Below are 25,922 nucleotides of genomic sequence, written 5' to 3'. Positions count from 1 at the left end.
GCGTCGCGGCCAGAGCTCAAAATGACTCCCGAATTCCACCGTATCCGCCGCCTGCCGCCTTACGTCTTCGAAGAAGTTAACCGCATCAAGGCGCGGCTTCGCGGCGAAGGCGTCGATATCATCGACTTCGGTATGGGCAACCCGGACATGCCCACGCCCAAGCACATCGTCGACAAGATGATCGAAACGGCGCGGGACCCCAAGGCTGGCCGCTACTCCGCTTCCAAGGGCATCGCCGGGCTGCGCAAGGCCATGGCGGGCTACTACAAGAAGCGCTTCAACGTCGATCTGAACCCGGACACCGAGGTCATCGCGACGCTCGGTTCGAAGGAAGGCTTCGCCAATCTGGCCCAAGCCCTCACCGCGCCGGGCGATGTCGTGATCTGCCCGAACCCGGCCTATCCGATCCATGCCTACGGCTTCATCATGGCCGGCGGAGTAATCCGCCACGTGCCAGCGCCGTCCCCAGAAGAGTATCTGGCCGGGATCAGCCGGGCGGTGAAGCATTCCGCGCCGCCGCCCAGCGTTCTCATCCTGTCCTACCCGTCGAACCCGACCGCGCAGTGGGTCGACCTGGACTTCTATAAGGAAGCCGTGGCGCTGGCGAAGAAGCACGACATGCTCGTGCTCTCCGACATCGCCTATTCCGAGATCTACTTTGAGGACAACCCGCCGCCTTCGATCCTGCAGGTCGAGGGCGCTAAGGACATCGCTGTCGAGGTCAACTCTCTCTCGAAGACCTACGCCATGGCCGGCTGGCGCGTTGGGATGGTCGTCGGCAATGCTCGGATGTGCGCGGCGCTGGCGCGTGTGAAGTCCTATCTCGACTACGGCGCCTATACGCCGATCCAAGTCGCCGCTGCCGCGGCGCTGAACGGGCCACAGGATTGCGTCGACGAGATCCGCGCGATCTACAAGAGCCGCCGTGACACCCTGGTGTCGTCGATGAAGCGCGCCGGCTGGGACATCCCGGCGCCGCCCGCCTCGATGTTCGCCTGGGCGCCGCTGCCGGAGAAGTTCAAGGAGGCCGGCTCTATGCTGTTCGCCAAACTGCTGATCGAGGAGGCCGGCGTCGCCGTCGCTCCCGGCGTGGCGTTCGGCGAGTACGGCGAGGGTTATGTGCGCATCGGACTCGTCGAGAACGAGCACCGCATTCGTCAAGCGGCCCGCAACGTGAAGAAATTTCTGGCCAACGCCGACGAAATCCTCGGCCGGGCCCACAACACTATGGCGGCGCAATGAGTAAAACTGAGTGGCGGGTCGGCGTCGCGGGCCTGGGTACGGTCGGCGGCGGCCTGCTGAACTTCCTCTCCGACCGGGCCGGCTTCGCGCCGGCCGGAGGCAAGGCCGTCGTGACCGGCGTGTCGGCGCGTTCGCGGTCTCGCCCGCGCCCGTTCGACATCTCGAACCTGCCCTGGTTTGACGATCCTGTCGAACTGGCGAAGTCGCCGGACATCGACATCTTCGTCGAGCTGATCGGCGGATCCGACGGCCCGGCCAAGGCCGCCGTCGAGGCGGCGTTGAACGTCGGCAAGCCGGTCGTGACCGCCAACAAGGCGCTGATCGCCGAGCATGGCGCCGAACTCGCCGCCTTGGCCGAGTCCAAGGGCGTGCCGCTGCTGTTCGAAGCTGCGGTGATGGGCGGGACGCCGGCGGTGAAGATGCTGCGCGAGGCCATGGTCGGGGACGACGTGAAGTCGGTGGCCGGGATCCTCAACGGCACCTGCAACTACATTCTCTCGGAGATGGACAGCAGCGGGCGCTCGTTCGCCGACGTTTTGTCCGAGGCCCAGCGGCTTGGCTACGCCGAGGCCGATCCGACCATGGACGTCGGCGGCTTCGACGCCGCGCACAAGATCTCGATCCTTGCCGCCCTGGCGTTCGGTTGTGCGCCGAACTACGCGGCCGCCGAGATCGAAGGCATCGACCAGGTCGCACTGCTCGATATCCAGCTCGCCAAGGACCTCGGCTACAAGATCAAGCTCATCGCGTCGGCGAACAGGTCCGACGAGGGCGTGCTGGTCCGTGTTCATCCAACCCTCGTGGCCCAGAGCCATCCGCTGGCCCAGGCCGGCGGCGCGCTCAACGCGCTCTTCATCGAGGGCACGCGGATCGGCCGCATCTTTATCCAGGGGCCCGGTGCAGGCTCTGGGCCGACCGCGGCGGCCGTGGCGGCCGACATCGCAGACGTGATGACCGCCGCGAATCGTCCCGTCTTCCAGGCTCCAGCTACTTCGCTGACGCCCTTCACGCCGGTCGACCCGGCTCGGAACCTGAGCCGCGCCTATCTTCGGTTCCTGGTGAAGGACGAGCCCGGCGTCATCGCCGCGGTTTCCGAAACCCTGGCTGAAGCGGGGGTCTCGATCGAGAGCTTCCTGCAGAAGCCGGTGGAGAATGCTGAGGGCGTGCCGATCGTGCTGACCACGCACGCCGTCGCCGAGTCGGTCCTGACGGCCGCGATCGACCGCATCGCCAATCTTTCGGTGGTGCTGGAAAGACCGCGCCTCTTGCGGATCGCGCGCATATAAGAATCCAAGGATAATCTGCGCCCTTCGAGGTGCTGGGAGAGACAGATGAGTTCGCAAGATCTGGATCGCGGTCTGGTTCTGGACGCGGTCCGGGTGACAGAAATCGCCGCGATCGCCGCCTGGAAGCTGGTCGGCCGCGGGGATGAGAAGGCCGCCGACCAGGCCGCCGTCGACGCCATGCGTACGGCGCTGAACGATCTCGACATCGACGGCGAGATCGTGATCGGCGAAGGCGAGCGGGACGAAGCCCCGATGCTCTACATCGGCGAGAAGGTCGGCCGCGGCAAAGGCCCGGCGATCGACATCGCGCTCGATCCGCTGGAAGGCACGACCCTGACCGCCAAGGCGATGGCCAATGCGTTGGCCGTGATGGCCTGGGCGCCGAAAGGCAGCCTGCTGAACGCGCCTGACACCTACATGGACAAGATCGCCTGCGGTCCGGGCTACCCGGAAGGGGTGATCGACCTCGACAAGACCCCTGCCGAGAACGTGCAGGCGCTGGCCGAGGCCAAGGAAGTCGATCCGTCCGAGATCACGGTTTGTGTGCTGGATCGTCCGCGCCACGCTGAGATCATCGCTTCGGTCCGCTCGGTGGGCGCCCGCGTCCATCTGATCACCGACGGCGACGTGGCTGGCGTGATCAATACGTCGGACCCGACGACCGGCGTCGATCTCTATATCGGTCAGGGCGGCGCGCCGGAGGGCGTCCTGGCCTGTGCGGCGCTGAAGTGCGTCGGCGGCCAGTTCCAAGGGCGTTTGGTGTTCCGCAACGCAGACGAGAAGGCGCGCGCAACCCGGGTCGGGATCACCGACTTCGACAAGAAGTACGATCTGCACGAGATGGTGCGCGCCGATGCGATCTTCGCCGCGACGGGGGTCACCAACGGCGCCTTGCTCGATGGCGTGGCCTACGAGGACGGCTTCGTCCACACGCACACCTTGGTGATGAACTCCTCCACCCGCACGGTGCGCGAAGTGCGGATGAAGCGGCCGGTCTAGGTCTGTGCCCGACGGGGGCTCGGCGACGGGTTATCTCGGGGTCGCGCGGTCGCTCACCGGGCGTGCGTGGCGCGAGCGGCCGGCCGATCCCGCCGTCGTGCGCCGCCACCAGTTGGCGCTCGGCCTTTCCGAACCCCTCGCGCGGGCGCTGGCCTCGCGCGGGGTCGAGGCCGATGGCGGCGAAACCTATCTCAATCCGACCCTCAAGGCGCAGTTTCCCGATCCATCGAGCTTCCTCGACATGGATCGGGCGGCCGCGATCCTGATTGATGCGCTGCTCGCGAACAGGCCGATGACCGTGTTCGCAGATTACGATGTGGACGGCGCCTCAAGCGCCGCTCAGCTCGTCCGCTGGTTCCGTGTCATGGGCATGGAGCTGCCGATCTACGTCCCCGACAGGATGACCGAGGGCTACGGCCCGTCGCCGGCTGCGTTCCGCAAGATCCGCGAGTCCGGCATGGATTTGGTCGTGACCGTCGATTGCGGCGCGGCCGCCTACGAGGCGCTCGCCTACGCCAAGGAGATCGGGCTCGACGTGGTGGTGATCGACCACCACCTGATGCGCGACGAAATCCCCGACGTCGCCGCGCTCGTGAACCCTAACCGTCCGGGCTGCGAGTCGGGGCAGGGCGTCCTGGCGGCGGCGGGGGTGGCCTTCGTGCTGCTGGCGGCTCTGAACCGTGAAGCGAGGGGCAGGGGCCTGTTCCAGGATCGCGCCGAGCCGGACCTGCGCCAATGGCTGGATCTTGCGGCGCTCGGCGCGATTTGTGACGTCACCCAGCTTGTCGGCTTCAATCGTGCGCTGACAGCCCAAGGCTTGAAGGTGATGTCGGCTTGGCGCAATCCGGGCCTCAAGGCGCTGCTGGAAATCGCCAAGGGCTCCGGTCCCGCCAGCGTCTTTCACGCGGGTTTTATCCTTGGGCCTCGCATCAACGCCGGCGGGCGCATCGGCCGCTCCGATCTCGGCGCAAGGCTGCTGTCGACTGACGACCCCGAAGAGGCGGCCACCTTGGCCGCGGAGCTCGACGCCCTCAACGCATCACGTAAGGAAGTCGAGAAGGACATCTTCGACGAGGCGGTGCGCATCGTAGAGCGCGAGAGCAACCAGGGCGACGCGCCCATGGCGCTGGTCGCCGCCGACGGCTGGCATCCGGGGGTCATCGGCATCGTGGCCAGCCGACTGCGCGAACGCTACCGCAAGCCGACCATGGTCATCGGCGTCGACCGCGCCGCGAACATCGGCAAGGGCTCGGGTCGCTCCCAGCCGGGTGTGAACCTTGGGCGCGCCGTGCAGGCCGCGTTCGATGAGGGTCTGCTTCTTGCGGGCGGCGGACATGCCATGGCCGCGGGGCTGTCGGTGCGGCCCGAAGTGATTCCCGACCTGCGGGCCTTCCTGAATGATCGCATCGCCACGGAGGCCGAAATCGCGGCGGCTGAAGATGCCTTAGATATCGACGCCCTCGTGACGGCGGGCGGAGCCGACAGGGGCCTATGGCGCGCCTTCCAGGCAATGGCGCCATTCGGGCCGGGAAATCCCGAGCCGATGTTTGCGGCCGCCAACGTCCGCGTTGAGCGGCCCATGGCGCTGCGCGGCGGCCATGTGCGGGTCACGCTAACCGACGGCTCAGGCGGCCGGTTGAAGGCGGTGGCCTGGCGTGCCGAAGAGACCGAGCTGGGGCGGACGTTGCTCGCCGGGGCCGGAGCGATCCACGTCGCCGGCCGTCTGAAGCCCGATGACTGGCAGGGACGTGAAAGCGTCGAGCTGGAAATCGAAGACGCGGCCGACCCCCGGCGGGTCGCCTGAGCCTTGAGCCGGAAGGGCTTGAGCCCTCCGTTCGGCGTTCGAATAACGGCGTGCTGAAAAAGGTTTGAGCAAGGCGCTTGCGCCCCCGAAGATTCGCCCATATAGACACCGCTCTCGCGGACGCGGTCCCTTCGTCTATCGGTTAGGACGCCAGGTTTTCAACCTGGAGAGAGGGGTTCGACTCCCCTAGGGACTGCCACCGCGAGGCTCCCCAAAATCACTCGTTCACGACGCTGGCGCGAAAAGCACGACCTATGCGGGTGGCGCTCGTAAAATGCCCCATTGACGGCACTAGCGTAACGAGAACACTGTTCTAGTTGGCCATGTCCGAAAGGATCGGGGGGAGACCGGGCCAGAGGGGCAGATGTCTGGTTACGAATTCGAGGGAGTAGGTCCACACGAAGAAGCCGTGCGGATCAGCGGGCGTGTGAAGTGGTTCGACGCCGGCAAGGGTTATGGATTTGTCGTTCCTGACGACCCCAATCAAACGGGGCTCAAGGACGTATTGCTTCACGTCACAAGTCTTCGCAATTCCGGGCGGGAGAGCGCCCTAGAAGGTGCGGTGATCGTTTGCGACGTGATCCGACGTCCAAAGGGATGGCAGGTCGCCGAGGTGCTGGAGGTGGACGAGAGCTCGGCTCCGCCGCCCTCCGACCGTCGACGACACGACGAGGGGCATCACGGACGCAGCTTCGATCGGGGGGGCTTTGGCGCCCGGCCGCAGCGCCGTCCCTTGACCCCGCGCGGTCCGCTGGAACGCGCCAAGGTGAAGTGGTTCAACCGCGCCAAGGGCTACGGCTTCGTGGTTCGCGACGGGGAGACCGGCGACATCTTCGTGCACATTGAAACCTTGCGCAGGTCCGGAATTGAGGACCTGCAGCCAGGAGACGATGTCATGGTGCGGTTCGCGGAGGGCCCGAAGGGGCTTGTCGTCGCCGAGATCGAGCCTGTAGGTCTGGCCTAGAGTCTTTCGGGACTCTCGACCTTGGGGCGCGACGCCCGTCGCGCTCCGGACCCACAGCTCGGAGGTTCCGGTGCCCAGTCAGATGAGGCTGCGGAGCGGCCTGACAGCGCTTGCCGGTGCTTTGTCGCTCCTTGCGGCCTGCGCCCAGCAACCGGCGGCTCAGGAGGCTGCGACCCGTGCTGCGCCAGCCGGCCCGGCGTCGGCGCCTGCTGCCGGCGCCATCGGAAATCCGCCGGCGGGTTTCGAGGCGCTCGAGACGGTGACGCCGGCCGGCCGAGCCCGTTTCTTCGTCGAAATCGCGGACACCGACGCTGAACGTGAGAAGGGACTGATGTTCCGCAAGGAAGTGCCGCCCGATCGCGGCATGCTGTTCGACTTCAAGACGCCGCGCGAGGTGGCGTTCTGGATGAAGAACACCCTGATCCCGCTCGACATCATCTACATCCGTGCCGACGGAACCGTCCTGTCGATCGCGCGCAACACGACGCCGCTGTCGGAAGCGCCGATCCCGTCGGGCGGGCCAATCTTGGGCGTTCTGGAGTTGGCCGGCGGACGGGCTGGCGAGATCGGCCTGATGCCGGGCGATCGCATCGAGCACCGGATCTTCAAGCGTGACTGACAAGGATATCGTGCCCGCGCCGCCGGCCGGGTTTGTCCCATCGGGCAGCCGAGGTCCCTTCTCAAGCCATAACGGCCCCTATTTCCACCGCGCCGAAATGGGTGAAGTCACCGAACAGGCCTTCTACGCCCTGCCGCGCCACGCGAACGGCCTGGGTCTGGTGCACGGGGGCATGCTGACGGCCTTTCTCGATGGCCTTATGGGCGCGGCGGTCTACCGCGCAGCGCGGCAGACGGCGGTGACGATCCATCTCTCGATCGATTTCCTGCATATGGCGCGGGTCGGGGAGTGGGTGATGGGAGAGGCGCGGGTCACGCGCGCAACGCGTGACGTGGCCTTTGTCGAGGCTCGTGCGCATGTGGCTGGGACGGACGTCGTGCGCGGGTCAGCCGTGTTCAAGTTGATGCGCCGGCACGGTTAAGCGGCGGCGCGCGACTTTGTTCAATTGCGGGAAAGGCCAAAGCCTTATATCCCGCCCACGCCGGCTCTTCGGGGTGTAGCGCAGCCTGGTAGCGCATCTGCTTTGGGAGCAGAGGGTCGCAGGTTCGAATCCTGCCGCCCCGACCACGCCGGTCAGATTTCTACGAGGGTTTGCATGCTCGCGCGCATCTATCGTCCGGCCAAGAACGCCATGCAGTCTGGCAAGGCCAAGACCAAGGACTGGGTGCTGGAGTTCGAGCCGGACTCGGCCCGTCGCTCCGATCCCCTGATGGGATGGACCCTGACCAGCGACATGAACGGCCAGATTCGCCTGTCATTCGAGACGAGCGAAGAGGCGGTCGCCTACGCTCAGGCGCATGGCATTCCGTTCCAGATCACCGAGCCGAAGGCGCCCAAGCGCATCCTTAAGGCCTACGCGGACAACTTCGCCTACAATCGCAAGCAGTCCTGGACGCACTAACAGCCTGCCAGGCGCCCATAGCTCAACCGGATAGAGCATCCGCCTTCTAAGCGGACGGTTGCAGGTTCGAGTCCTGCTGGGCGCGCCAGGTCTCGGACTGCCGTGGACTGGCGGCAGGTGTCTGGGGACGGGTCAGGATCCAGACTTCCCGCGCGGCGCTGCCGGCGTTCGCCCCTGCTCGCCGCAAGTTCGGTTCGGCGGCCGGCGAGACTATGGACCTCAGCAGCCTTGATCGGCAGAGCAGACCCGCGCCGCTGTTCATGAGCCGAATGGCGCGGCCCTAGCGGGCGGCGGCGAAGGCGTCGAGGCCGCGGCGCAGGTCCGCCATGAGGTCGTCCTCGGCTTCGAGGCCGATGTGCAGCCGCATCAGGGGACCGTCGTATGTCGGCGCGAATTTGCGCTTGCCGAGCTGCGGGTCGCTAACGATGGCGAGGCTCTCGAAGCCGCCCCAGGAGAAGCCGAGACCGAACAGCTGCAGCGCGTCCAGGAAGGCGTCGGCCGCCTGAGGCGTCCTCCCCCTCAAGACAAAGCCGAACAGGCCGCAGGCGCCGCTGTAGTCGCGCGCCCAAAGGTCATGGTCGACAGCGCCCGGCAGGGCTGGGTGAATGACCTCAGCGACCTCTGGCTGTCCAGCCAACCATTGCGCGATCCGAAGCGCCGCGTCGCCCTGGGCCTTGAGGCGGGTGGGCAGCGTGCGCAGGCCGCGCAGCATCTGATAGGCGTCCTCGGCGGAAACCGACCAGCCGAGATTGTGAACGCCATCCTCGAGGCGCCGAACGAGGGCGGAATCGCGCGCCGCTGCCGAGCCCATGAACACGTCCGAGTGCCCGCCGACATACTTGGTCAGCGCCTGAACGCTGATGTCGACGCCGTGCTCCAAGGGCTTGAAGAAATAGCCGGCGCCCCAAGTGTTGTCGGTCAGGGTCAGTATGCCCCTGGTCTTCGCCAGCGCCGCGACGGCGGCCAGGTCCATCATCTCGAAGGTCAGCGAACCGGGCGACTCCATCATTATCAGGCGCGTCTTTTCACCGGCTAGATCAAGTAACGCCTCCGGCGACAGACGCGGATCGAAGTATCGGACGGCGACTCCGTAGCGCTTCAGGACGTTGTCGCAGAACCGGCGGCTCGGCTTGTAGATGTTGTCTGCGGCCAGGACCTCGTCGCCACCCTGCAGCACGGCCAGGACCGCGCCCGTCACCGCCGCGAGGCCGGACGGATAGAGGCAGACTCCCTCGGCGCCCTCCATCTCGGCCAGCGCGCACTTGAGCGCGTCGTGGGCGGCGAGGCCCGCGCGGCCATAGGTCAGGAACGAATCGTCATCGTATAGCGCCGCTGCATTCGGCAGCAGAACGGTCGAGCCCTTCTGGATCGGAGGGCCGACGGTCTTTACCAAGTCGCAGTCGCGCGCCCCAGCTCGGATGAGACGTGTTTCTGGGGCGACGCGGGTTGACGAGGTGGAGCGAACTTGAGCCATGATCGCATGGCACTTAGAGCCTCCACAGCTATGCAATCAAGGAGGGCGGCCAATCTCTCGGCACAGTATTTCTACGAAGACCACCAGCTGCATCGCCGCGGCGATGTTGCTGGCCGCCTGCGGGAAGGAACGAGCCGCGCCGCCGCCCCAGCCCGCGCCAAAGGTCGAGACGACCGCGCCGGCCGGCGCGTTCAAGCCGAAACCCAGCGCGACTTTGGCGGCCGTGAAGTCCCGCGGGTGGGTTTCTTGCGGGGTCAATCCGGGCCTGCCCGGATTCGCTTTCGCCGACGATCGTGGAACCTGGCGCGGCTTCGATGTCGATATCTGTCGGGCGGTGGCCGCCGCGACCCTCGGCGACGCCAAGGCGGTCCGGTTCACACCGGTGGAGGCCGCTGATCGCTTCGAAGCCCTGCGTAGCGGGAAGATCGACGTGCTCTCGCGCAACACCTCCTGGACCTTGGCGCGGGACGCGGGCGAGGGCGTCGATTTCGCCGCGATCACCTATTTCGACGGACAGGGGTTCCTCGCGCCCAAGTCCCTGAACCTGACAAGCGCGGACGAGCTCAACGGCGCGCGGATCTGCGTTCAGCGCGGCACCGCCAGCGAGACTAATGTCGAGGACTATTTCAAGGCGCGCGCCCTAAAGTATACGCCGGTCGTGACCAATACCGAGGCTGAGGCCCGCGCGCTCTACCAGGCTGAAAGCTGCGATGCGTTCACGGCCGATGTTTCGGCGCTTGCGTCGGCCCGCTCGGTGATGAACAGCCCGAACGCCCATGTGATCCTGCCGACCGTGATCTCCAAGGAGCCGTTGGCGCCCGTGGTTCGGCAGGACGATCCGGCCTGGACCGACATCGTGCGCTGGACCGTGAATGCACTGATCCTGGCCGAGGAGGTCGGGGTGAACTCCAAGACGGCGGCGGAGCTCGCCAAGAGCTCGGTCGATCCACGTGTCCGACGACTGCTCGGAGCTGAGGGCGACTTTGGGCCGCTCCTCGGTCTGAGGCGCGATTTTGCGCTGCAGGCGATCATCCAGGTCGGCGCCTATGACGAGGTCTTCGCACGCAATCTCGGGGCGCAGTCAGCGCTGAACCTCGAGCGGGGACACAACGCGTTATGGAACGCGCCGATACCGGGACTGCTCTATGCGCCGCCCGCGCGCTAGGGACCGGTGACGATGGGCGCGTCGGCCAAGCCGCCCCATTCGGACCAGGAACCATCATAGACAGCGGCGCAAATGCCCAGGCGGGCGAGCGCCAAGGCCAGGACTGAAGCGGTCACGCCCGAGCCGCACGTCGTGACGATCGGCTTGGCGAGATCGACGCCGACCCGATCAAAAACGGACTTGAGCTCTTCGGACGGACGCAGCGTTCCGTCCTCGGCGATGACTTGCTCCCACGGGAGGTTCGCGGCGCCCGGCATGTGCCCGGACCGCAGGCCGGCGCGCGGCTCGGGAGCTTCACCGCGGAAACGGGCGGCGGAGCGAGCGTCGAGCATCCTGGCCGCGCCGGACTGCAGGATGGCCTGGACGTCTTGGGCGTTGCGCACGAGTTCCGCCTCGAACCTGGGGGCGACGGTGACGGGTTGCGGAACTACGTCGCCGGCTTCGACGGGCCGCCCTTCGGCGAGCCACTTGCGCAGGCCGCCGTCGAGAACGTGGACTTTGTCGTAGCCCATGACGCGGAGCGTCCACCAGACGCGGGCCGCTGAGCGAATGCCGTGGACGTCGTAGACGACGATGTCGGTCTCGCGCGACAGACCGAGCGCGCCGGCGGCCTGCGCGAAGGCCTCGGGTCTCGGCAGCATGTGCGGGAGGTCGGTGTCGTGATCGGCGACATGATCAATGTCGAAGAAGACGGCGCCAGGAATATGCCGCTGGAGATACTCCGCAGCGCCGTTGCGGGCTTCGGCGGGCATGTGCCAGCTGCCGTCGACGACGCGGACGGAGCCGAGGCGTTCGGCCAGCCAGGCGGTGGAGACGACGGGATCGTCCATGGCTAGAGCCAGCGGGGGATGGGGAAGCCGCGCTCCGCCAGGAACGCCGGATTGAAGATCTTGCTCTGGTATCGGGCGCCCTGGTCGCAGAGGATCGTCACGATGGTGTGGCCGGGGCCGAGGTCCCTCGCCATGCGGATGGCGCCGGCGACGTTGACGCCGGTCGAGCCGCCCATCACCAGACCCTCGTGCTCGACCATGTCGAAGATCACGTTGAGCATCTCGACATCGTCGATGCGGTAGGGGTGATCGACCCTCAGTCCTTCGAGGTTGGCGGTGATCCGGCCCTGGCCGATGCCTTCGCTGATCGAGGTCCCATCCGACTTCAGCTCGCCGTCAGCGTACCAGGAATAGAGGGCTGCGCCGTGCGGGTCGGCGAGGCCGATCTTGATGTTCGGATTGCGGGCTCGCAGGCCCTCGGCGACGCCGGCAAGGGTGCCGCCCGAACCGACCGCGCAGATGAAGGCGTCGACCTTGCCGCCGGTCTGCTCCCAGATCTCCGGGGCGGTCGTCTCGACGTGGGCCTGTCGGTTGGCGACGTTGTCGAACTGGTTGGCCCAGATCGCGCCGGCCGGCTCCTTGGCGTTCAGCTCCTCGGCCAAGCGGCCGGAGTAGCGAACATAGTTGTCGGGGTTGGAGTAGGGGACCGCGTCCACCTCGACCAACTCGGCGCCGAGCAGGCGGATGGCGTCCTTCTTCTCCTGGCTCTGGGTGCGCGGGATGACGATGGTGGTCTTGTAGCCGCTGGCCGCCCCGACCATGGCCAGGCCGATGCCGGTGTTGCCGGCCGTGCCCTCGACGATGCGCCCGCCGGGCCGCAGCAGCCCGCGGCGTTCGGCGTCGCGTACGATATAGAGGGCCGCGCGGTCCTTCACCGACGCCCCGGGGTTCATGAACTCGGCCTTGCCGAGGATTTCGCAACCTGTCGCTTCGCTCGCTCGGCGAAGACGGATCAGGGGCGTGTTTCCGATGGCGTCTAGGACGCTGCTGGCGACAGTCATAGCCGACTACTTAAGCCGGGCTGCAGGCGCAGAACAGTGGGAAAGGCCTCAGCTTTCGTCGAACCGACCTAAGCTGTTCTGAGGCTTAGGCCCGCGAAAGACTGAGTTGGACGACATTGGTCCTTTCGGTGCGGAACCCCGCCTCGCAATAGCTCAGGTAGAAGCGCCAGAGCTTGCGGAACCGATCGTCGAAGCCCAGCTCGGCGATGCCCTCCCAGGCGCTCTCGAAGCGCTGGCCCCATTCGGCCAGGGTGTCGGCGTAGTCCTGTCCGAACCGGCTGATGCCGGTCCAAGCCAGACCGGCCCGACCTGTTACGTCCTTGAGCCGGGCTTCGGACGGCAGCATCCCGCCTGGGAAGATGTATTTCTGGATAAAGTCTGCGCGGCGCCGGTAGGCTTCGAAGATCTCGTCGCGAATGGTGATGATCTGCAGGCCAGCCCGGCCGCCCGGCCGCAGCACCTCGCGGATCTTGCCGAAGTAGGTGGGCCAGTAGCGCTCGCCGACCGCCTCGAACATCTCGATCGAAGCGACGCGGTCGAACTGCCCCTGGACGTCGCGGTAATCGATGATCCGGATTTCGGCGCGTTCGCTAAGGCCCTGTTCGAAGATTCGTCTGCGGGCGAAGTCGAACTGTTCCTGCGAAATGGTGATGCCGGTGACCTTGGCGCCGACCTCCTTCGCCGTATACTCGGCGAAGCCGCCCCAGCCGCAGCCGATCTCGAGCACGCTCTGATCGCGTTCCAGTCCCATGCCCTGGGCCAGAGAGCGGTACTTGTTGGTCTGGGCGAGCTCCAGCGCCTCGCCGTCATGGGAAAAGCGCGCCGACGAGTAGGTCATCGTCCGGTCTAGCCACTGGGAATAGAAGGCGTTGCCGAGGTCGTAGTGGGCGTGGATGTTCTTGCGCGAACCCTTGCGGGTGTTGGCGTGGAGACTGTGGCCGATGAAGTTCACCGCGCGTACGACCGGGTTGCCGATGAAGAAGCGCGCCAAGCGATCGAAGTTCATGCTGACCGAGATGAGCACCGCCGAGAGGTCGGGGGTGGTCCACTCGCCGGCCATGTAGCCTTCTGCGAAGCCGATATCGCCGGCGGCGAGCACCCGCCGCATGAAGCCGAAGTCGTGGACGATGATCCGCCCGTCGACTCCGGGTTCGGCGCCCTTGATCCGCAATTCCTGGCCGGAGGGCGTGACGAAGGTCAGGGAACCCGCCCTCCAATTCAGCGCCATGAGGCGCGCCATAAAACGGAATGCGGCGGGCGCGCCGGCGAGGGCCGGCAACTTGCCGAAGGCCCTGGGTGAGGCGGCCAGGGCCGCCAGCGATGGTTCATGCGCCAAGCTCATGGTCGCAACCCTCGATTTTCACACCTGCAACACTGCATTTGGGATTGAATGGAATCAACTCCAGTACGCGAGACCGGTAGAGCTGGTTCGAGGGGTTCACGTTTTCGCGCTTGTGAACCGAGCGTACGCGCGCCACTTAGGCCGTTGCGCGAGCGCGCCGCAGATCACCCAAATCCGAGATTATCATGACCGCACTGACGCTTAATCGCTGGAATCTCTCGATCGGCGACGGCCAGCCGCTGGTCGTGATCGCCGGACTGAATGTCATCGAGGACCTGGACCTGGCGCTCGCGACCGGCCGCCATCTGAAGGCTGTCACCGGCGAACTGGGCCTGCCCTTTGTGTTCAAGGCGAGCTTCGACAAGGCAAACCGATCGTCCGTGAAGAGCTTCCGCGGTCCTGGCCTGAAAGACGGCCTGAAGATCCTGGCCGAGGTGAAGGCGCAGCTGGACGTACCGATCTGCACCGACCTGCACGAGGTCGAACAGGCCGAGCCGGTGGCTGCTGTCGCCGATCTCGTGCAGATACCAGCGTTCCTTTGCCGTCAGACCGACCTTGTGGTGGCGACCGCGAAGGCGACAGGCGCGGCCGGCGGCCTGGTGCACGTCAAGAAGGCGCAGTTCCTGGCCCCGTGGGACACCAAGAACATCCTCAGCAAGATCAGGGAAGTCTCGGACGTCGGTGTGGTCCTGTGCGAGCGAGGCTCCTCCTTCGGCTACAACAATCTGGTGGTCGACATGCTGGCGATCCCGGAAATGAAGAAGCTCGGCGCGCCGGTAACGATCGACGCCACCCACGCGGTGCAGCTGCCGGGCGCCGATCCGCGCACGGCCGGCGCCTCGACGGGCGGGCGTCGCGACGGCGTCGCGATCATCGCCAAGGCCGCGGTCGCCTCCGGCGCCGACGGCGTTTTCCTTGAGTTCCATCCCGACCCGGACAAGGCGCTGTGCGACGGTCCGAGCTGTCTGCCGCTCGACGGCGCGCGCGACCTGCTGGCCAGCGTCAAAGCCGTTCATGCGGCGGTCCAGCAATCGGCGTAGGCTTTGAGCATCATGGACCTGGCGGCCCTTCAAAAGATCCTTTCGGCCCTGTCGGGCGCCCGCATCGCCTGCGTCGGCGACCTCATGGTGGACCGGTTCGTCTACGGCGACGTGACGCGCGTCTCGCCTGAGGCGCCGATCCCGGTGCTGGCGCGCAAGCGTGAACTGGTGATGCTCGGCGCGGCGGGCAATGTGGCGCGAAACGCCGCGGCGCTGGGGGGCGAGGTCTGCCTGGTCGGGATGATCGGCGGCGATCCGGAGGGCGTGGAAGCGCTGCGTCTGGTCAAGGCCGAGGAGGGCGTCGAAGGCTTTGTGGTGACCGACGCCGCGCGACCGACCACCCTGAAAACCCGTTTCGTGTCCGGCGGCCAGCAGTTGCTGCGCGTCGACATGGAGACCAGCGGTCCGGCCAGCGGCGACGTCGAACAACGCCTGGTCCGAACGGTGCGCGACGTGGCCAAGGACGCCGGCGTCATCCTGCTGTCGGACTACGGCAAGGGCGTGGTGACTGCGGCCGTCATCGAAGCCTGCCGCGCGTCCGGCGCGCTGATGATCGTGGACTCGAAAGCCCGTTCGTTCGCCCGCTACGGCGCAGTCGACATCGTCAAGCCGAACGCCGCCGAACTGGCCCACGCCACTGACATGCCGACCCAAACCGACGCCGAGGTCGAGGCTGCGCTCGCCCACGCCCTGACGGTTTGCGAGGCCAAGGCGATCCTGGTGACCCGCGCTGCGAAGGGTATCTCGCTGGCGGTCCGCGGCGAGCCGGTTCGCCATTTCCCAGGCGTGCCGCGTGAGGTTTTCGACGCTTCGGGGGCCGGCGACACCACGCTGGCGGCGCTGGGCGTGGCCCTGGCGGCCAAGGTCGACGTCTCCGACGCCATCGAGTTTGCGATGCTGGCCTCCGGTGTCGCGGTCGGCAAGGCGGGGACTGCGGTCGTGACGCCCGAGGAGATGATCGAGGCCTCGATCACCGCGCACATGGCGCCCGCCGAAGCCAAGATCGCCACGCCGCAGCGCATGGCCGACGAGATCGCCCGCTGGCGCGCCAAGGGGCTGAAGGTCGGCTTCACCAACGGCTGCTTCGACATCCTTCACCGCGGGCATGTCGCCTATCTGACGCAGGCGCGGGCCTGGTGCGACCGGCTGATCGTCGGCGTCAATTCTGATCGCTCGGTCCGTGCGCTGAAGGGCGAGGGACGGCCGGTCAACGATCTGGAGAGCCGGGCCATGGTGCTGGCCGGGCTCGGCTCGGTCGACCTGGTGGCGCCGTTCGACGAGGATACGCCCATCGCCCTGATCGAGGCCGCGCGGCCCGACGTGCTGATCAAGGGCGCCGACTACGCCGAGAGCGAGGTGGTCGGCGGCGACTTTGTGAAGTCTTATGGGGGCGAGGTCAGGCTGGCCCAGCTCGTGGACGGATACTCCACGACCGCGGCCATCGCCCGGATGCAGGAGAAGGCATGACCCGTCGCATCATCTTCGTCACCGGCGGCGCCGGCTTCATCGGCTCGAACATCGTCGCCAAGCTGGCTGAGGACCCGTCGCTCGACGTCGTAGTCTGTGATCGGCTGCGCGAAGCCGAACTGGGCAAATGGCGCAACATCGCCAAGCATCCAATCGGCGATTTCGTCGCGCCGGAAGCGATGTTCGATTGGCTGGAGAAACGCTGGCGCGACGTCGAGCTGGTCGTCCACATGGGCGCGGTGTCGTCGACGACCGAGCCGGACGCCGACAAGATCATCCATTCGAATTTCACGCTGTCGCGCGACCTGTTCCGCTGGTGCGCCGATCACCAGCGCCGGTTCATCTACGCTTCGTCGGCCGCGACTTACGGCGACTCGACCGATTTCCGGGATCGCGACGATCTGGAGTGGCTGGCGGGCTTGCGTCCGCTCAACACCTACGGCTGGTCCAAGGCGCTGTTCGACCTGTTCGCCGCGCGGCAGGCCGCGCGCGACTACGCGCCTCCGCAATGGGTAGGCCTCAAGTTCTTTAACGTCTACGGGCCGAACGAAGAGCACAAGCACTCGATGAAGTCGGTGGCCTCGCAGATCTGGCCGAAGGTCCGGGACGGCCATTCGGTGCAGCTGTTCAAGTCCTATCGCGAAGGCATTCCGGACGGCGGCCAGACCCGCGACTTCGTCTATGTCCGCGACGTCGCCGACGTGATCGGCTGGCTGGCCAAGAACGAGCAGGTCAACGGGATCTACAATCTGGGCTCAGGGACCGCCCGGACCTTCGAGGACCTGGCGCGTGCGGTGTTCACTGCCGCGGGCCGCGAGCCGGAGATCGAGTACACGCCGATGCCGCCGGCGATCCGCGACAAGTACCAGTACTTCACCCAGGCCAACATGGAACGCCTGCAGGAGGCGGGGTACAACCAGCCCATGACCACGCTGGAGGACGGGGTGAGCGACTACGTAAAGCGCTACCTGTCCCAGCCCGACCCATACCGCTAGGCGCAGGGGCGGATGGCCGATCGTCCCAAGGGTTTTCGGCGTCTCGCGACCGCCGCGATCGTGGTGGTGGCGCTGGTGCTGTCGGCGGCCGTCTATGTCTGGCGCGACGACATCCTGCGAACCCAGCTCGATCCCAAGGAGCCGTTCCAGATCTACGATCCGCCGCCGGCGCCGGACTATGCGCAGCGTTCGGCCTGGGCGCTGATGCCGAACGCGCCGGATGCCCCGACGGACGAGGAACCGCCGGCCGACGTCTTCTTCATCTCGCCGACGACTTTCGACGGCGGTCGCCACTGGAACGCGCCGATCGACGACGCACGGGCCGACCGCCTGTTCCGCGAGGTCATGGCCCCGAACTACGCTGGGCCGTTCGTTCGGGTCGGCCGGATCTTCGCCCCGCGCTATCGCCAGGCCAGTCTCTACACGCTGATGACGCTGCGCGACGACGCCAAGGAGGCGCGCCGCTTCGCCTATGGCGACGTGGCGGAGGCGTTCCGCTACTACATCGCTCACTACAACCGCGATCGGCCCTTCGTTGTCGTCGGGGTGGAGCAGGGCGGCACCCTGGCCGCGCGGCTGATCGCCGAGGAGGTCGCGCCCCATCCGGCGCTGCGTTCGCGGATCGCGGCCGCCTACCTGATGCAGACCATCGTGCCGTCCGACAAGCCGCCGCTGCCGCCGTGCATCGCGCCCAAGCAGACCGGATGCCTGGCGGCCTGGGCCTCGGTCTATGAGGGCGAGCCGGAGCGGGCCCAGGCGCTGCTGGACCGCTCGTTGGTGTGGAACGACGCCGGGCAACTGGTCAATCTCGGCGGCCGCACGCCGATCTGCTTCAATCCGCTGTTCGGGGCCGTGGTCGACGCCGAGGCTCCGGCGCGGCTGAACCTCGGAGCCACCAACGCCACCGGCCTGGAGTGGGGCGCCCGGCCGGCCTTCCTGACCCGGCAAGTCGGGGCCAGGTGCGACAAGGGCATCCTGCGGGTGACGCGGCCGAAGTCGCCGTCGCTGAAGCCATCGGGGTCCTGGACCGACCGACGGCGGGCTCCGGGCTACAACGTGTTCTTCGCCGACCTTGAGGCCGACGCCGGCGCTCGGGTGGCGACGCTGACAGAACGCAGGGGCACGCCGGTCGATTGACCCTGGCGGGCTTCGGGGGTCATCGTCGGCGTCACCGCAGGACAGGAGACGCGCGATGGACAACCGTCAGATCGTTCTTGAGCAGATCCCGCAGGGCAAGCTGACGCCGCAGCACTTCCGACTGCAGACGACGCCCGCGCCGACGCCGGGCGACGGCGGGGTGCTGGTGCGCACCCGCTACATCTCGCTGGATGCAGCGAACCGCGCCTGGATGCAGGGCGCGACCTACCGATCGGCCCTGCAGGCCGGCGACGTGATGGCGGGCGGATCTGTCGCCGAGGTCGTGGAGAGCAAGGCGGCGGGCCTCAAGGCCGGCGACCTGGTGTTCGCCGACACCGGCTGGCAGGAGTACGCGGCGGTCTCGGCCGAGGGGCTGTCGCCGCTGCCCGACCTGAAGCCGCTCACCCATCTTATCAGCGTCTACGGGGTGGCGGGGCTGACCGCCTATTTCGGGCTGATGGAGTGCGGCCGGCCGCAGGCGGGCGAAACGGTCGTGGTCTCGGCGGCGGCCGGGTCGGTCGGCTCGATCGTCGGACAGATCGCCAAGATCAAGGGCTGCCGGGTCGTTGGGATCGCTGGCGGGGCCGAGAAGTGCGCCTGGCTGACCGACGAGCTCGGGTTCGACGAGGCGGTCGACTACAAGGCCGGCGACGTGCGCCGGGCGCTGCGGGCCGCGTGCCCCGACGGGATCGACATCTATTTCGACAATGTCGGCGGGGACATCTTCGAGGCGGCGCTGTTCAACATGAACAACTTCGGCCGCATCGCCTGCTGCGGGGCGGTCTCGCAGTACGACGGCGCAGCGCCGTCGAATGGACCGCGCGGGGTGCCGGGGCTGATCGTCACCAAGCGGCTGAACGTCCGCGGCTTCATCGTCTCGGATTTCTATGACCGCCGCGACATCGCGCTGGCCGAGCTGCAGGCCTGGGTCGCCAGCGGCGCGCTGAAGGTCCAGGAGGACGTGATCGAGGGGTTGGAGAACACGCCCGCGGCCCTGGTCGGGCTGTTGGCCGGGGAGAACCGCGGCAAGCGGATGGTCAAGGTCTAGCTGGCGTCCCTAGCCCGCGTCCTTCAGCGGCGAGCCTGGCCGCCAGTCGAACAGTTCCTGCAGGACGCGCAGCGCCTGGCCGCGTGGCGAAGTCAGCTCCGGGTCGCGCTCGATGATCAGCCGCGCGTCGTCGCCCGCGGTCGCGATGAGGTCCTTGTGCGCGACGGGATCGACGAAGACGTAGGCGGGAAAGCCTGACTGGCGCAGGCCGAGCGCGTCGCCGCCCCCACGCAGCTCCAGGTCGCGCTCGGCGATCAGGAAGCCGTCGTCGGTTCGGCGCAGGATGTCGAGGCGCTTTTGCGCCGTCTCCGACAGCGGCGGATCGTAGAGCAGCACGCAAGCGCTCTCGCGCGAGCCGCGGCCGACGCGGCCGCGCAGCTGGTGCAGCTGGGCCAGGCCGAAGCGCTCCGCCTGCTCGATGACCATGATGGTGGCGTTGGGGACATTGACCCCGACCTCGACGACGGTCGTGGCGACCAGCAGGCTGATCCTGCCGTCGGCGAAGTCGGCCATGACCGCGTCCTTCTCCGGGCCGGTCATCTTGCCGTGGACCAGACCGACGCCGGGGCCGATCTTCGCCCGAAGCTCGGCGGCGCGCTTTTCGGCGGCCTTGAGGTCGATCAGCTCGGATTCCGAGACCAGCGGGCAGATCCAGAACGCCTGGGCGCCGTTGGCGATGGCGTCGCGCAGGCGGGCCTCGATCTCGTCCAGGCGGCTGGTCGGCACCGCGCGGGTGGCGACCGGCGTGCGGCCCGGCGGCTTCTCGTCGATCCGCGAGACGTCGAGGTCGCCGTAGACGGTCAGCTCGAGGGTGCGCGGAATCGGTGTCGCCGACATGGCGATCAGGTGGACGGCCTGGCCCTTGGACTGCAGCCGCTGGCGTTCGGCGACGCCGAAGCGGTGCTGTTCGTCGATGACGGCCAGCTGGAGGCGCTGGAAGCCGACGTCGTCCTGGAAGAGGGCGTGGGTGCCGACCGCGACCTGGGCCGCCCCCGAGGCCAGGGCCCGCAGCTTTTCGGCCCGCGCCGCGCCCTTGTCGCGGCCGGTCAGCAGGATCGCGGTGATCCCGTGCTCGGCGAGCGGGCCCGAGAGGGTCTCGAAATGCTGGCGGGCGAGGATTTCGGTCGGGGCCATCAGCGCGCTCTGGCCGCCGCCGGCGGCGACGTCGGCCATGGCCAGCATGGCGACGACGGTCTTGCCGGAGCCGACGTCGCCCTGGACCAGGCGGCTCATGCGCTCGCCGGCCTCAAGGTCGCGGCGGATGTCGGCCAGCGCCCGGTTCTGGGCGCCTGTTAACTGGTAGGGCAGGTCATCGCGGACCTTGGCGGCCAGCTCCGAGGCGGCGATGCGGGCGGCCGGTTCGGCGCGGCGCTCGGTCTTGCGCTGGGCCATGGCCAGCTGATGGGCCAGCAGCTCGTCATAGGCCAGGCGCCGCGCGTGGGCCGTCTGCGGCGCGAGGTCGAGCTCGGATTGGGGCGCGTGCATGAGCGCCAGCGCCTCGCGCCAGCTGGGGAACCGCTCGCGGGCCAGCCAGGCGGGGTCCTGCCATTCCGGCAGCTCAGGCGCGCGGCCGAGGGCTTCGAGCGCGAACTTGCGGACGGTGCGGGCCGGCAGCCCGGCGGTGGCCGGATAGACCGCCTCGAAGGCCGGGATGTCCTCGGCGCGGTCGGGGGCGACGATGTAGTCGGGGTGGGCGATCTGCAGGCCAAGCCCGAAGCGCTCGACCTTGCCGCTGACCAGGCGCTTGGAGCCGAGCGGGTGCTTGGCCTCGAGCTGGCCGCCGAAGCTGCCGAAGAACACCAGGCTGAGCACGCCCGTGCCGTCGTAGGTCTCGACCCGCCAGGGCTGCTGGGGGCTGCGCGGGCGCTTGTAGGCGTCGATCTGGACCTCGAAGATCTGCACCGCGCCTTCGACGGCGCTGGCCACGGTGGCCCGCTCGCGGCGGATCACCGAGTGCGGGCGCAGGAACGCCACGTCGCGCACGATAGGCCCCGCCAGCTTCTCCAACAGGGGCGCCACGCGCGCGCCGACGCCCTTCAGGGTCGTGATCGGCGCATAGAGCGGAAAAAGAATCTCGGGCCGCATAGGCGGAACATAGCGCGACCATGGACAGCCTGCGGCGCCCATGATGAACTTTCCAAAACCCAGGGGGGATTCATATGCGCAATGCGCTTCTGGCGACCATCGGCGTCGCGTTGCTCGCCGCTTGCAGTCCGGCGGCGGAAGATGCGGCAGTCGATCAGGCCAAGGCCCCTGTGGCCGAGCCGGCGGTGCCGGTCGATCCGAGCTTCACCGGCATGCGGCGGCCCAGGGGCGACGAGCAGTTCGGCTACTACCTGCCCGTCAACGAGGTGAAGGTCGGCGACTACCGGCTCGACAACCTGCACGTCGCCGGCCAGATGGGCTTCAACGACTGGGAGACCGGCCAGAGGACCAAGACCTACGCCCCGGTGATGCTGGAGTTCGTCGACATCACGAGCCCGGCCCGCAAGAACGCGCTCGGCAACGTGGTCTATTCGGTGAAGCTCAAGGTGCTGCCGGACGCCTACGCCGTCACGGACGAGCGCATCCGGCTGGTCGGCAAGCATCCGAAGCTCGGCGATGTGCGGCTGGACGTGAAGCTGGACCCCGTGGCGCTGAAGAAGACCAAGGGCGTAAAGGGCAAGGACGGCCTGACCGTCGCCACCGGAGCGCTGCAGGTCGGCGACACGCCGTTCAAGGACGTGGCGTTCACCTGGCGGGGCGGCGACTGGGGCTGACGCCTTTTCGGCGAACGCGCTCTGGCGCGGGTGGGCGTAGCGGCCTATATCGGCCGCTCTCCCATGAGCATCGATGACACACGACTGAAGCGTTTGAAGTTCCGGGCCTGGCACCGGGGCTTCCGGGAAGCGGACCTCATCCTGGGGCCGTTCGCGGACACCTACGCCCACACCCTCACTCCGGAGCAGCTCGACGCCTTCGAGGCGCTGATGGAGCAGCCGGACCAGGATCTCTACGAGTGGATCGTCGAGCGCACCCCGACCCCGGCTGAGTTCGACGGCGAAATCATGGGCATGATCAAGACGTTCCGCTTCGAAGCCTTCGAGGCCAGGGGAGGGCCCCGTGGCGGCTGACGGCTTCCGGGCGCCGACGGCGGCGGAGACCCGGCGTATTGCTCAGGACCCAGGTCGGCTCGATCTGGTCGGCGCGCCCGAGGGCTTCGACGCCCTAGTCATGGCGGACATCGTCAAGGCTCGCGGCGGCCTGTCGATGTTCGTGGCCCGCGACGCCTCGCGGCTTTCGGCGTTCGTCGACGCCTTTTCGTTCTTCGCCTCCAACGTCGAGGTCGTCAGATTCCCCTCGTGGGACTGTCTGCCTTACGACCGTATCGGTCCCTCGGCCGGCGTCGCCGCCGAGCGGATGACCGCCCTGGCCCGGCTGGCCAAGGGCTTCGACGCCAAGAAGCCGGCGCTGCTGGTCACGACCGTGCCGGCGCTGATCCAGCGGACTCCGCCGAAGTCGGCCGTCGAGGGCGGCGCCTATTCAGCGACGGTCGGCAACGTCGTCGAAATCGCCGACCTCGAGCGATACTTCGCGATCAACGGCTACCAGCGCGCCTCGACCGTGTCGGAACGCGGCGAGTTCGCCATCCGAGGCGGGGTGATCGACGTCTATCCACCGAGCGCCGACGAGCCGGTGCGCTTGGACCTGTTCGGCGACACCCTGGAATCGATCCGGGCCTTTGACCCGGAAACCCAGCGCTCGACTCGTCAACTCAAGGACGTCACGCTGCTGCCAGTCAGCGAGGTGCTGCTCGACAAGGAGGGGGTCTCGCGATTCCGTCGCGGTTACGTCGAGGCCTTCGGGGCGCCGGGCGGCGACCCGCTTTACGACACGGTCAGCGAAGGCGGCCGCCGGGCGGGCATGGAGCATTGGCTGCCGCTCTTCTACCCGGAGATGGCGACGCTGCTCGACTATCTGCCGGCCGACACGCTGATCGCCCTGGACCACCTGTCCGACGGGGCCCGCGACGAGCGTCTCTCGATGATCGAGGACGCCTACGACGCCCGCGCCCAGGCCGACCGAAAGGTTCATTATCGGCCGCTGGAGCCGACGCGGCTCTACATGGACGCCGAAGAATACCGCGAGCGGCTTGCGGTTCGCCCGACCCGGCGGTTTTCCGCTTTCCAGGAGGTCGAGGGCGAAACCGTCATCGACATGGGTGCGCGCCAGGGGCGGGCCTTCACGGCCGAGCGTCAGCAGGATTCAGTGAACCTGTTCGAGGCCACCGCCGACCACGCGAAGCGACTGGTCGGGGAGGGCAAGCGGGTGCTGTTCGCCTCGTGGTCGGACGGCTCGTCAGACCGTCTGGGCGCGATGCTCGCCGATCACGGCCTGAAGAACATCTCGCTGGCGCCCTACTGGGACGCCGCAAGGTCGGCCGACCCCAAGATATTCCAGCGCGTAGTGCTGCCGCTGGAGTCGGGCTTCGAGACCGAAAAACTCGCGGTTATCTCCGAAACCGACATTCTCGGCGACCGACTGGCGCGTCCGCGCCGTCGGCGGCGGGCGTCGAACTTCCTGGCCGAGGCCTCGTCGCTGACGCCAGGCGACCTCGTCGTCCATATCGATCACGGCATCGGCCGCTACGAGGGGCTGAAGACCCTCGACGTCGCGGGCGCCCCGCACGACTGCCTGGAGTTACAGTACGGCGGCGAGGCCAAGCTCTACCTGCCGGTCGAGAACATCGACCTACTGACTCGATATGGTTCGGACGGCGAGAACGTCCAGCTCGACCGTCTGGGCGGCGCGGCCTGGCAGGCCCGCAAGGCCAAGGCCAAGGAACGTCTGCGGGAGATGGCCATAGGCCTTATCCGCATCGCGGCCGAGCGGGCGACAAAGGACACCGACGCGATCACGCCGCCGCACGGAGTGTTCGACGAGTTCTGCGCTCGCTTCCCGTACGAAGAGACCGAGGACCAGCTCAACGCCATCGGCGATGTGCTGGAGGACCTGGGCGCCGGAAAGCCGATGGACCGGCTGATCTGCGGCGACGTCGGATTCGGCAAGACCGAGGTCGCGCTGCGGGCGGCGTTCGTGGTGGCGATGAGCGGCCAGCAGGTCGCCGTGGTCGCGCCAACCACGCTGCTGGCGCGACAGCACTACAAGACCTTCTCCGAGCGTTTCCAGGGCTGGCCGGTTAAGGTGCGTCGGCTGTCGCGGCTGGTGCCGGCCAAGGAAGCCAGCGAAACTCGCGCGGCCCTGGCCAACGGCGAGGTCGAGATCATCGTCGGCACCCATGCCGTGCTGAGCAAGCAGGTCAGCTTCAATAACCTCGGCCTGGTGATCGTGGACGAGGAGCAGCATTTCGGGGTCAAGCACAAGGAGAAGCTCAAGGAGCTTCGGGCCGACGTGCATATGCTGACCCTGACCGCGACGCCGATCCCACGCACGTTGCAGATGTCGCTTTCGGGCATTCGCGAAATGTCGATCATCGCCACCCCGCCGGTCGATCGCCTGGCGGTGCGAACCTACATCACGCCCTTCGATCCGGTCGTCATCCGCGAGGCGCTGCTGCGCGAGAAGTATCGCGGCGGCCAGGCGTACTACGTCGCCCCCCGCATCAGCGACCTGCCCGAGTTGCAGAAGTTCCTGCGCGAACAGGTGCCAGAGGTGAAGTTCGTCGTCGGCCACGGCCAGATGGCGCCGACCCAGCTCGAGGAGGTGATGAGCGCCTTCTACGAGGGGCAATACGACGTGCTGCTGTCGACGACGATCGTCGAGAGCGGACTCGACATCCCGACCGCCAACACCATGATCCTGCACCGCGCCGACATGTTCGGTCTGGCCCAGATGTACCAACTGCGTGGCCGCGTCGGCCGGGCCAAGGCCCGCGCTTATGCGTACCTCACCACGCCTGCCGAGAAGCAGGTGACGCTTTCGGCCGAACGCCGCCTGAAGGTTCTGCAGTCGCTCGACAGCCTCGGCGCCGGCTTCCAGCTGGCGAGCCATGACCTGGACCAGCGCGGGGGCGGCAATCTGCTGGGCGAGGAGCAATCAGGGCATATCCGCGAGATCGGCGTCGAGCTGTACCAGCAGATGCTGGAAGACGCGGTCAACGAGCTGAAGGAACTGGCCGGCACGGGCGAAGCCGCCGACCGCGGTTGGTCGCCGCAGATCAACACCGGCGCGGCGGTGCTGATTCCCGATGAATACGTGCCGGACCTCAACGTGCGCCTGTCGCTTTACCGTCGTCTGTCCGACGCCGAGAAGGCGGGCGACCGCGAGGCGCTGGCCGCCGAGATGATCGACCGCTTCGGCCCGCTTCCGCCGGAAGCCGGCCAATTGCTCAAGGTCGTGGCGATCAAGGGCATGTGCCGCGAGGCCAATGTCGCAAAGATCGACGTCGGACCGAAGGGCGCGGTCGTCACCTTCCGTGGCGACGAGTTCAAGAATCCGATGGGACTGGTCGGCTTCGTCCAGAAGAACCAAGTCGCCTGGAAGATCCGCCCCGATCACAAGGTGGTGGTGAAGGGCGAGTGGGAGACGCCGGAGCAGCGCCTGGCGGCGGCCGAGGGCATCCTCAGCGAGCTGGCCAAGCTGGCGGCTTAGGGCTGCCCAGCTGACCG

General features: G+C 67.4%; 22 protein-coding genes and 3 tRNA genes. 20 read left to right on the top strand and 5 right to left on the bottom strand.

Going from position 1 to position 25,922, the window contains the following annotated elements:
- Positions 1-21: 21 nt before the first annotated feature.
- From GGQ61_RS03880 to GGQ61_RS03830, 11 genes are all read left to right on the top strand, one after another.
- Positions 22-1,242, top strand: a complete 1,221-nt coding sequence (locus tag GGQ61_RS03880; protein ID WP_183769944.1) for an LL-diaminopimelate aminotransferase — start codon at positions 22-24, stop codon at positions 1,240-1,242.
- Positions 1,239-2,528 carry a homoserine dehydrogenase gene (locus GGQ61_RS03875; protein WP_183769943.1) on the top strand — a complete coding sequence of 430 codons (1,290 nt, stop codon included), beginning with the start codon at positions 1,239-1,241 and terminating at the stop codon, positions 2,526-2,528. Before GGQ61_RS03880 ends, GGQ61_RS03875 begins: the two co-directional genes overlap by 4 nt.
- A 45-nt stretch (positions 2,529-2,573) precedes the next feature.
- The gene (gene glpX / locus GGQ61_RS03870) at positions 2,574-3,527 is read left to right on the top strand and encodes a class II fructose-bisphosphatase (RefSeq protein ID WP_183769942.1); all 954 of its coding nucleotides are present in this window, start codon (positions 2,574-2,576) and stop codon (positions 3,525-3,527) included.
- A gap of 4 nt (positions 3,528-3,531) precedes the next feature.
- Positions 3,532-5,331, top strand: a complete 1,800-nt coding sequence (gene recJ, locus GGQ61_RS03865; RefSeq protein WP_183769941.1) for a single-stranded-DNA-specific exonuclease RecJ — start codon at positions 3,532-3,534, stop codon at positions 5,329-5,331.
- A gap of 124 nt (positions 5,332-5,455) precedes the next feature.
- Positions 5,456-5,530, top strand: a tRNA-Glu gene (locus GGQ61_RS03860).
- 165 nt (positions 5,531-5,695) lie between these two features.
- Positions 5,696-6,295 carry a cold-shock protein gene (locus tag GGQ61_RS03855; protein WP_183769940.1) on the top strand — a complete coding sequence of 200 codons (600 nt, stop codon included), beginning with the start codon at positions 5,696-5,698 and terminating at the stop codon, positions 6,293-6,295.
- Positions 6,296-6,365: 70 nt separating this feature from the next.
- The gene (locus GGQ61_RS03850; RefSeq protein ID WP_343056013.1) at positions 6,366-6,914 is read left to right on the top strand and encodes a DUF192 domain-containing protein; all 549 of its coding nucleotides are present in this window, start codon (positions 6,366-6,368) and stop codon (positions 6,912-6,914) included.
- Entirely contained in the window at positions 6,907-7,335 is a 429-nt protein-coding gene (locus tag GGQ61_RS22115) for a hotdog domain-containing protein (RefSeq protein WP_183769939.1), read from the top strand. The genes GGQ61_RS03850 and GGQ61_RS22115 overlap by 8 nt, the downstream gene beginning before the upstream one ends.
- Positions 7,336-7,404: 69 nt before the next feature.
- A tRNA-Pro gene (locus tag GGQ61_RS03840) sits at positions 7,405-7,481 on the top strand.
- A 28-nt stretch (positions 7,482-7,509) separates the two neighbouring features.
- Positions 7,510-7,815 carry an ETC complex I subunit gene (locus GGQ61_RS03835; protein WP_183769938.1) on the top strand — a complete coding sequence of 102 codons (306 nt, stop codon included), beginning with the start codon at positions 7,510-7,512 and terminating at the stop codon, positions 7,813-7,815.
- Positions 7,816-7,826: 11 nt separating this feature from the next.
- Positions 7,827-7,903, top strand: a tRNA-Arg gene (locus GGQ61_RS03830).
- Positions 7,904-8,095: 192 nt separating this feature from the next.
- Here the strand turns inward: GGQ61_RS03830 and metC are convergent.
- The gene (gene metC / locus GGQ61_RS03825) at positions 8,096-9,289 is read right to left on the bottom strand and encodes a cystathionine beta-lyase (RefSeq protein ID WP_183769937.1); all 1,194 of its coding nucleotides are present in this window, start codon (positions 9,287-9,289) and stop codon (positions 8,096-8,098) included.
- Positions 9,290-9,392: 103 nt separating this feature from the next.
- Between metC and GGQ61_RS03820 the strand changes: the two genes are divergently transcribed.
- Positions 9,393-10,454 carry an amino acid ABC transporter substrate-binding protein gene (locus GGQ61_RS03820; RefSeq protein WP_183769936.1) on the top strand — a complete coding sequence of 354 codons (1,062 nt, stop codon included), beginning with the start codon at positions 9,393-9,395 and terminating at the stop codon, positions 10,452-10,454.
- On the opposite strand, the gene sseA is transcribed toward GGQ61_RS03820, so the two are convergent.
- From sseA to GGQ61_RS03805, 3 genes are all read right to left on the bottom strand, one after another.
- Positions 10,451-11,284: a 3-mercaptopyruvate sulfurtransferase gene (gene sseA / locus GGQ61_RS03815; protein ID WP_183769935.1), complete on the bottom strand. Its 834-nt coding sequence runs from the start codon at positions 11,282-11,284 to the stop codon at positions 10,451-10,453. The genes GGQ61_RS03820 and sseA overlap by 4 nt on opposite strands.
- Before the next feature lie 2 nt (positions 11,285-11,286).
- Positions 11,287-12,285 carry a cysteine synthase A gene (locus tag GGQ61_RS03810; protein WP_183769934.1) on the bottom strand — a complete coding sequence of 333 codons (999 nt, stop codon included), beginning with the start codon at positions 12,283-12,285 and terminating at the stop codon, positions 11,287-11,289.
- An 85-nt stretch (positions 12,286-12,370) separates the two neighbouring features.
- Positions 12,371-13,513 (bottom strand): class I SAM-dependent methyltransferase, encoded by a 1,143-nt coding sequence (locus GGQ61_RS03805; protein ID WP_425500953.1) that lies wholly within the window; start codon positions 13,511-13,513, stop codon positions 12,371-12,373.
- Between the two features lie 299 nt (positions 13,514-13,812).
- Between GGQ61_RS03805 and kdsA the strand changes: the two genes are divergently transcribed.
- The 5 genes from kdsA to GGQ61_RS03780 are packed head-to-tail and all read left to right on the top strand — an operon-like array spanning position 13,813 to position 19,314.
- Positions 13,813-14,667 (top strand): 3-deoxy-8-phosphooctulonate synthase, encoded by an 855-nt coding sequence (kdsA, locus tag GGQ61_RS03800; protein ID WP_183769932.1) that lies wholly within the window; start codon positions 13,813-13,815, stop codon positions 14,665-14,667.
- A 12-nt stretch (positions 14,668-14,679) separates the two neighbouring features.
- Positions 14,680-16,134, top strand: coding sequence for a D-glycero-beta-D-manno-heptose 1-phosphate adenylyltransferase (rfaE2, locus tag GGQ61_RS03795; RefSeq protein WP_183770596.1), 1,455 nt, complete (start codon positions 14,680-14,682; stop codon positions 16,132-16,134).
- Positions 16,131-17,129, top strand: a complete 999-nt coding sequence (rfaD, locus tag GGQ61_RS03790; RefSeq protein ID WP_183769931.1) for an ADP-glyceromanno-heptose 6-epimerase — start codon at positions 16,131-16,133, stop codon at positions 17,127-17,129. The genes rfaE2 and rfaD overlap by 4 nt, the downstream gene beginning before the upstream one ends.
- A gap of 12 nt (positions 17,130-17,141) precedes the next feature.
- Positions 17,142-18,266 carry a DUF3089 domain-containing protein gene (locus GGQ61_RS03785; protein ID WP_183769930.1) on the top strand — a complete coding sequence of 375 codons (1,125 nt, stop codon included), beginning with the start codon at positions 17,142-17,144 and terminating at the stop codon, positions 18,264-18,266.
- Between the two features lie 55 nt (positions 18,267-18,321).
- Positions 18,322-19,314: an NADP-dependent oxidoreductase gene (locus GGQ61_RS03780; protein WP_183769929.1), complete on the top strand. Its 993-nt coding sequence runs from the start codon at positions 18,322-18,324 to the stop codon at positions 19,312-19,314.
- Between the two features lie 9 nt (positions 19,315-19,323).
- On the opposite strand, the gene recG is transcribed toward GGQ61_RS03780, so the two are convergent.
- Entirely contained in the window at positions 19,324-21,399 is a 2,076-nt protein-coding gene (recG, locus tag GGQ61_RS03775; protein ID WP_183770594.1) for an ATP-dependent DNA helicase RecG, read from the bottom strand.
- Positions 21,400-21,473: 74 nt separating this feature from the next.
- On the opposite strand from recG, the gene GGQ61_RS03770 reads away from it, so the two are divergent.
- The 3 genes from GGQ61_RS03770 to mfd all read left to right on the top strand — a co-directional run bounded on the left by GGQ61_RS03770 (position 21,474) and on the right by mfd (position 25,905).
- Entirely contained in the window at positions 21,474-22,073 is a 600-nt protein-coding gene (locus GGQ61_RS03770; RefSeq protein ID WP_183769928.1) for a hypothetical protein, read from the top strand.
- 63 nt (positions 22,074-22,136) lie between these two features.
- Positions 22,137-22,427 carry an FAD assembly factor SdhE gene (locus GGQ61_RS03765; RefSeq protein ID WP_183769927.1) on the top strand — a complete coding sequence of 97 codons (291 nt, stop codon included), beginning with the start codon at positions 22,137-22,139 and terminating at the stop codon, positions 22,425-22,427.
- A 37-nt stretch (positions 22,428-22,464) separates the two neighbouring features.
- The gene (mfd, locus tag GGQ61_RS03760; protein WP_425500972.1) at positions 22,465-25,905 is read left to right on the top strand and encodes a transcription-repair coupling factor; all 3,441 of its coding nucleotides are present in this window, start codon (positions 22,465-22,467) and stop codon (positions 25,903-25,905) included.
- Positions 25,906-25,922 lie beyond the last annotated feature (17 nt).

The organism is Phenylobacterium haematophilum (genome assembly GCF_014196295.1).
GTDB lineage: Bacteria > Pseudomonadota > Alphaproteobacteria > Caulobacterales > Caulobacteraceae > Phenylobacterium > Phenylobacterium haematophilum.
Note: the sequence above shows the minus strand (reverse complement) of the source record. Positions and strands in the feature narration are given on the sequence as shown.